Below are 4,496 nucleotides of genomic sequence, written 5' to 3' on the forward strand. Positions count from 1 at the left end.
AACACCCGGCCCGCCTCCATCACCACCGCCCCCTGACGAGCACACAGCGGGACCCGCAGGTCCTGGACCCGGCGCGGCCCCTGGTCAAATGGCCAGGGGCCGCCGCCGTACGGCCGGGAACCCTGAGCTTCGTCGGCCGCCGGACGTGTTGACCGCGCCGCCGCTCCACAGGTCGTCTTCACGGGCCCCGAGGTGGCGTCCGCGGGCCGGCGTCGGGCACTTCTGTGCTCGGCGACCGTCGCGGCCGCGGCCGAGGTGACCCGTGCGCGGTCTGGCTCAGGCTGTTGGAAACCCACCGCACCGCAGGAACGCGGGACCCGCGCCGAGCGCCGCCCCTGCCCGGGTGGCGGGCGTTCTCGCCGGAGGTGCCACGCGAACTGGCCGCACGGCACATGGCCGGCCGGGGTCGCTCCCCTCCTCCGTGGAGCGACCCCGGCCGGTGGCGGTCACCGCCGCCTCCGCTCGTGGACGACGATGACCGGGATGTCGCCGGCCGAAGCCGGCGAGGTCCTCAGCTGGCGCGCAGCGGCGCGAGGGCCTTGGCCCACGCCACGACCTGGTCCAGCGTGGTGACGAGCGCGTCGCGCTGGATGTCGGCCGGCTTGAACACGGAGAAGTTCTCGAAGTCCGTGAACAGGGAGAGACCCACCTGCGCACGGACGTCGGCCAGCTGCAGCTCGCCGGCGATGCCACGCAGGTGTTCCACGGCGCGGGCGCCGCCGAGCGAGCCGTAGCTGACGAAGCCGACGGACTTGTTGTTCCACTCGGCATAGAGGAAGTCGATCGCGTTCTTCAGCGCGCCCGGCACGGAGCGGTTGTACTCCGGCGTGACGATGACGAACCCGTCGAGGGAGGCGATCTTCTCGGCCCAGGCCTGGGTGTGCGGCTGGGTGTAGTTGCCCAGGGAGGCCGGGTACGCCTCGTCCAGCACGGGGAGCTTGTAGTCCAGCAGATCGACCAGCTCGAACTGGGCGTCGGCGCGCTCGGAGGCGACCTCGTGCACCCAGCGAGCGACGGCTTCACCGTTACGGCCCGGCCGGGTGCTGCCGATGATGATACCGATCTTGGTCATGAGGACGCCCTTTCATGGCTCGGCCGCGCCTGAGGTCGGTTCAGGCCCAGCCGCACATACTTGTCGAAGCAAGTAGAACATGTGTTACTTGACGCGTCAAGAAATCCCCTGATGTGAAGCCGTGCCGCACCTCACACCCGGGTTCGGCCCGGCGTCGATGTGGCAGCGGAGTTCGTGGTGTTGTCCGGGTCGTCCTCGGCCCCGGACGACCTAGCGCAGGATGACGCCGAAGACGAGGCGGAAGAACGCCTCGACCGGGGCGGCGGACTTGTCGGCCCTGGCCGCGATGAGCGCGCCTTCCCAGGCGCTCAGGATGAAGAGGGCGGTGTCCGCCACATCGAGGGCGCCGGCGAGGTCGCCGGCCTCCTTGGCCTCGGTGAGCACCCCCTGGATGTGCCCGGCCCAGCGGCCGAATCCGCGCTGGACGGCCGAGCGGATCTGCTCGTTGTGGTCCGCCATCTCCGCGCCGAAGTTGCCGGCCAGGCAGCCGCCGGCGAAGCCGTTGTCGAGGGTGCCCCTGCCGAGGTACTCGAAGTGCGCCCGCAGCCGCTCCAGCGGAGGCCGTCCCGGCGTGGTGAGCATGTCGAACCGCAAGCCGGCGGCATACCGGTTCAGCGCCTCCAGGGCGCTCTCCTCCTTGCTGGAGAAGTGGTTGTAGAACGACCCCTTGGGCACTCCGGCGGCGGTGGTGATGTCGTTGACGCCCGTGGCGTTGAAGCCCCTCGCCTGGAACTCCCGCAGGGCGGCCTGCGCGATCTCCTCACGCTTGGACGCACGTCCCATTCTCGATCACCTCAGGTTCAATATGGGCGGTCGCCTCACCGGAGTCAAACCCCGGGGCGCACCGGCCCCTGGCGCCTTAGGGCGCAGGACGCGGGACCCATCGCCGCACCTCGGCTAGACTCCGTTTAAGTAGACCGGTCATTTTTTGATCGGTACCTTGTTCCGGCCCCGTCTTGGCCGACGACACACACCCAGGAGCAGCATGTCCACGTACCGCGCCTTCGAGGCGACCGGCGTCCACAACCTCCGGCTGGTCGAGCGTGAGCTGGTCGACCCCCAGCCCGGACACGTCCGACTGCGGGTGGAGGCCTGCGGTGTCTGTCACACCGACGTACTGGCCGTCGAAGGCCTGCGCGCGGACCCCTCGCAGCCCGTCGTCCCGGGACACGAGGTCGTCGGTGTCGTCGACGCCGTCGGCGCCGGCGTCACCGCCTGGCAGCCCGGCGACCGGGTCGGCGTCGGCTTCCTGAACGGGCACTGCGGAGAGTGCGAGCCCTGCCGTCGCGGTGACTTCGTCAACTGCCTGAACCAGCCGCAGACCGGCACGACCACCGACGGCGGCTACGCGGAGGTGGTCTACGCGCGGGCCAGCGGACTCGTGCGCATTCCCGACGGCCTCTCCGCCATCGACGCGGCGCCGCTGCTGTGCGCAGGGCTGACCACCTTCACCGCGCTGCGGCAGGGGCACGCCCGGGCCGGTTCGCTGGTGGCCGTGCAGGGCATCGGCGGCCTCGGCCACCTGGCCCTGCAGTACGCCCGCAGCCTCGGCCACCGGGTCGCCGCGGTGGCGCGGGGCGAGGAGAAGGAGGCGCTCGCCCGGAAGCTGGGCGCGGACGAGTACATCGACAGCACCGCCGTCGACCCCGGCGAGGCGCTGCGCGACCTGGGCGGCGCCTCGGTCATCGTCGCCACCGCGACCAGCGGTGCGTCCATGAGCCCGCTGGTGCGGGGCCTGGCCCCGAACGGCACGCTGGTCGTCGTCGGCGCCGCGCCCGACCCGCTGACGGTCTCGACCCCCGACCTGATCTTCGGCACGCACGCCATCGTCGGCAGTCTGACCGGTTCCGCCGTCGAGAACGAGGACAACCTGGCCTTCAGCCTGGCCCACGGCATCCGGCCCAGCGTCGAGGTCGTGCCCTTCGCCCGGGCCATGGAGGGGTACGAGCGGATGCTCTCGGGCAAGGCCCGGTTCCGCGTCGTACTGGACACCGCGGCCTGAGTCACCCCGCCGCCCGCGAGGAGTGCGGCCCTCGCGGGCGGCGGGCCGTGCGGGAGGAGTCCGAGGACCCCGCCCGCACGGGTGTCCCGCCCCGCCCCCCGCCGCCCGGCATCCCCTCCCCACCCGCCCCGGCGGATCTCCTCAGGACCTCGTGTGAAGAACGTCAGAGAGAACACCCCCGCGGACGGACACACGGTCCGCGCGGCCCGTATCGGCCTGCTGTCCGTCTCGCTCGGCACCGCCGGCCTCGGCGGCGCCTGGCAGTCGGCGGCGGCCGTCCGGCAGGGAGCCCTGCCGGTCAGCGACCTGCTGTACACGGTCAGCGGCCTGGTCTGGGTCGTACTGCTGGCACAGTATCTGCGTCACGGCGGAGCCAGGTGGCGCAGCCTCCGCCACGACCTGCGTCATCCCGCCCAGGGCTTCGCCCTCGCCTACGTGCCCATCATCGGGATGCTGATCACCGGTCACTTCTCCCGCTTCGGGCTCGGCGGCGCCCGATGGGCGTACGCGGTCTTCGCCCTTCTCGCCGCCCTGGTCGCCGCCCGGTTGCTCGCCCACTGGCTCACCGGTTCGCTCAGCGCCACCGTCCTGCACCCGGGCTATCTGCTGCCCGTCTCCTCGGCCCCGTTCATCGCCAGCGCCGTCGCCTCGTCGCTCAGACTGCCCGGTGTGGCCGACGCGGCGTTCGCGGTCGGGCTGCTGTACTGGCTGACCTTCGGTACCGTCGTGCTGGGCGGACTCGTCACCGCCGGACCGTTGCCGCTGCCGGCGCGACCCGCACTCGCCGTTCTGACCATTCCCCCGGCCACCGGCGGCATAGCCTGGACCGCGGCCCACAAGGGAGCCTTCGGCCCGGTCGGTTACGGCTTCGCGGGGACCTTGTTCTTCACGGTCCTCCTCGTCGCCTTCCTCCTGCCGGACCTGCGTCAGCGCGCGTTCCACCCCGGGCTGTGGGTCTTCAGCTTCCCCGTGACGGCGAGCACGAACTTCACCATCAGGCTGCTCACGGCGACCGGCGTCCGGACCGGACCGGCTCTCACCTGGGCGCTCCTGGCCGCGGCCACCGCCGCGCTCGTCCTGCTCTCGGCCGCGACCGCCGGGTACGCGCTCCGCGCCGCGCGGAGCGCGCCCGGTCACAGCTGACCGGCGAGCCGTTCGAGGGCACGGCTGACGCTCTCGGCCCTCGCCTCCCGGTAGCCCGTGCCGGCCCACAGGTGGATGAGCCGGGTGTCGCCCGCGGCGGTGGCCGCCTTGCGCAACGGGGCGGTGAGATGGTGCAGGGCCGGGTAACCCACCGGGGCGACCGCGTCGTACCGCTCGATGAACCCGTTGCGCAGGCCGCGCGCGGGGCGTCCGGTGAACGCACGGGTCAGCACGGTCTGCGTGAAGGCCGGGTCCGCCAGCGCGGCCTTGTGCGCAGCG

The 4,496-nt window shown here is 72.1% G+C and carries 5 protein-coding genes; 2 read left to right on the forward strand and 3 right to left on the reverse strand.

Annotated elements, in window-relative coordinates:
* Positions 1 to 511: 511 nt before the first annotated feature.
* A complete protein-coding gene (locus tag ACZ5DC_RS40465) occupies positions 512 to 1,072 on the reverse strand; it encodes an NADPH-dependent FMN reductase (RefSeq protein ID WP_468661474.1) in 561 nt (186 codons plus the stop codon).
* 210 nt (positions 1,073 to 1,282) lie between these two features.
* A complete protein-coding gene (locus ACZ5DC_RS40470) occupies positions 1,283 to 1,855 on the reverse strand; it encodes a TetR/AcrR family transcriptional regulator (RefSeq protein ID WP_468661476.1) in 573 nt (190 codons plus the stop codon).
* Between the two features lie 202 nt (positions 1,856 to 2,057).
* Between ACZ5DC_RS40470 and ACZ5DC_RS40475 the strand changes: the two genes are divergently transcribed.
* Positions 2,058 to 3,074, forward strand: a complete 1,017-nt coding sequence (locus ACZ5DC_RS40475; RefSeq protein ID WP_468661478.1) for an alcohol dehydrogenase catalytic domain-containing protein — start codon at positions 2,058 to 2,060, stop codon at positions 3,072 to 3,074.
* Positions 3,075 to 3,227: 153 nt separating this feature from the next.
* A complete protein-coding gene (locus tag ACZ5DC_RS40480) occupies positions 3,228 to 4,217 on the forward strand; it encodes an SLAC1 family transporter (RefSeq protein ID WP_468661480.1) in 990 nt (329 codons plus the stop codon).
* Here ACZ5DC_RS40480 and ACZ5DC_RS40485 read toward each other — a convergent pair.
* Positions 4,208 to 4,496 (reverse strand): nitronate monooxygenase (locus ACZ5DC_RS40485; RefSeq protein WP_468661482.1); only part of this gene is annotated, 289 nt, incomplete at its 5' end. The two genes, ACZ5DC_RS40480 and ACZ5DC_RS40485, sit on opposite strands and share 10 nt — an antisense overlap.

The organism is Streptomyces sp. NPDC031445, from assembly GCF_055581365.1.

What these genes read in the sequence shown, in the direction of transcription:
- ACZ5DC_RS40465 (WP_468661474.1), bottom strand. Translation starts at nt 1,072, where the DNA reads ATGACCAAGATCGGTATCATCATCGGCAGCACCCGGCCGGGCCGTAAC.
- ACZ5DC_RS40470 (WP_468661476.1), bottom strand. Translation starts at nt 1,855, where the DNA reads ATGGGACGTGCGTCCAAGCGTGAGGAGATCGCGCAGGCCGCCCTGCGG.
- ACZ5DC_RS40475 (WP_468661478.1), top strand. Translation starts at nt 2,058, where the DNA reads ATGTCCACGTACCGCGCCTTCGAGGCGACCGGCGTCCACAACCTCCGG.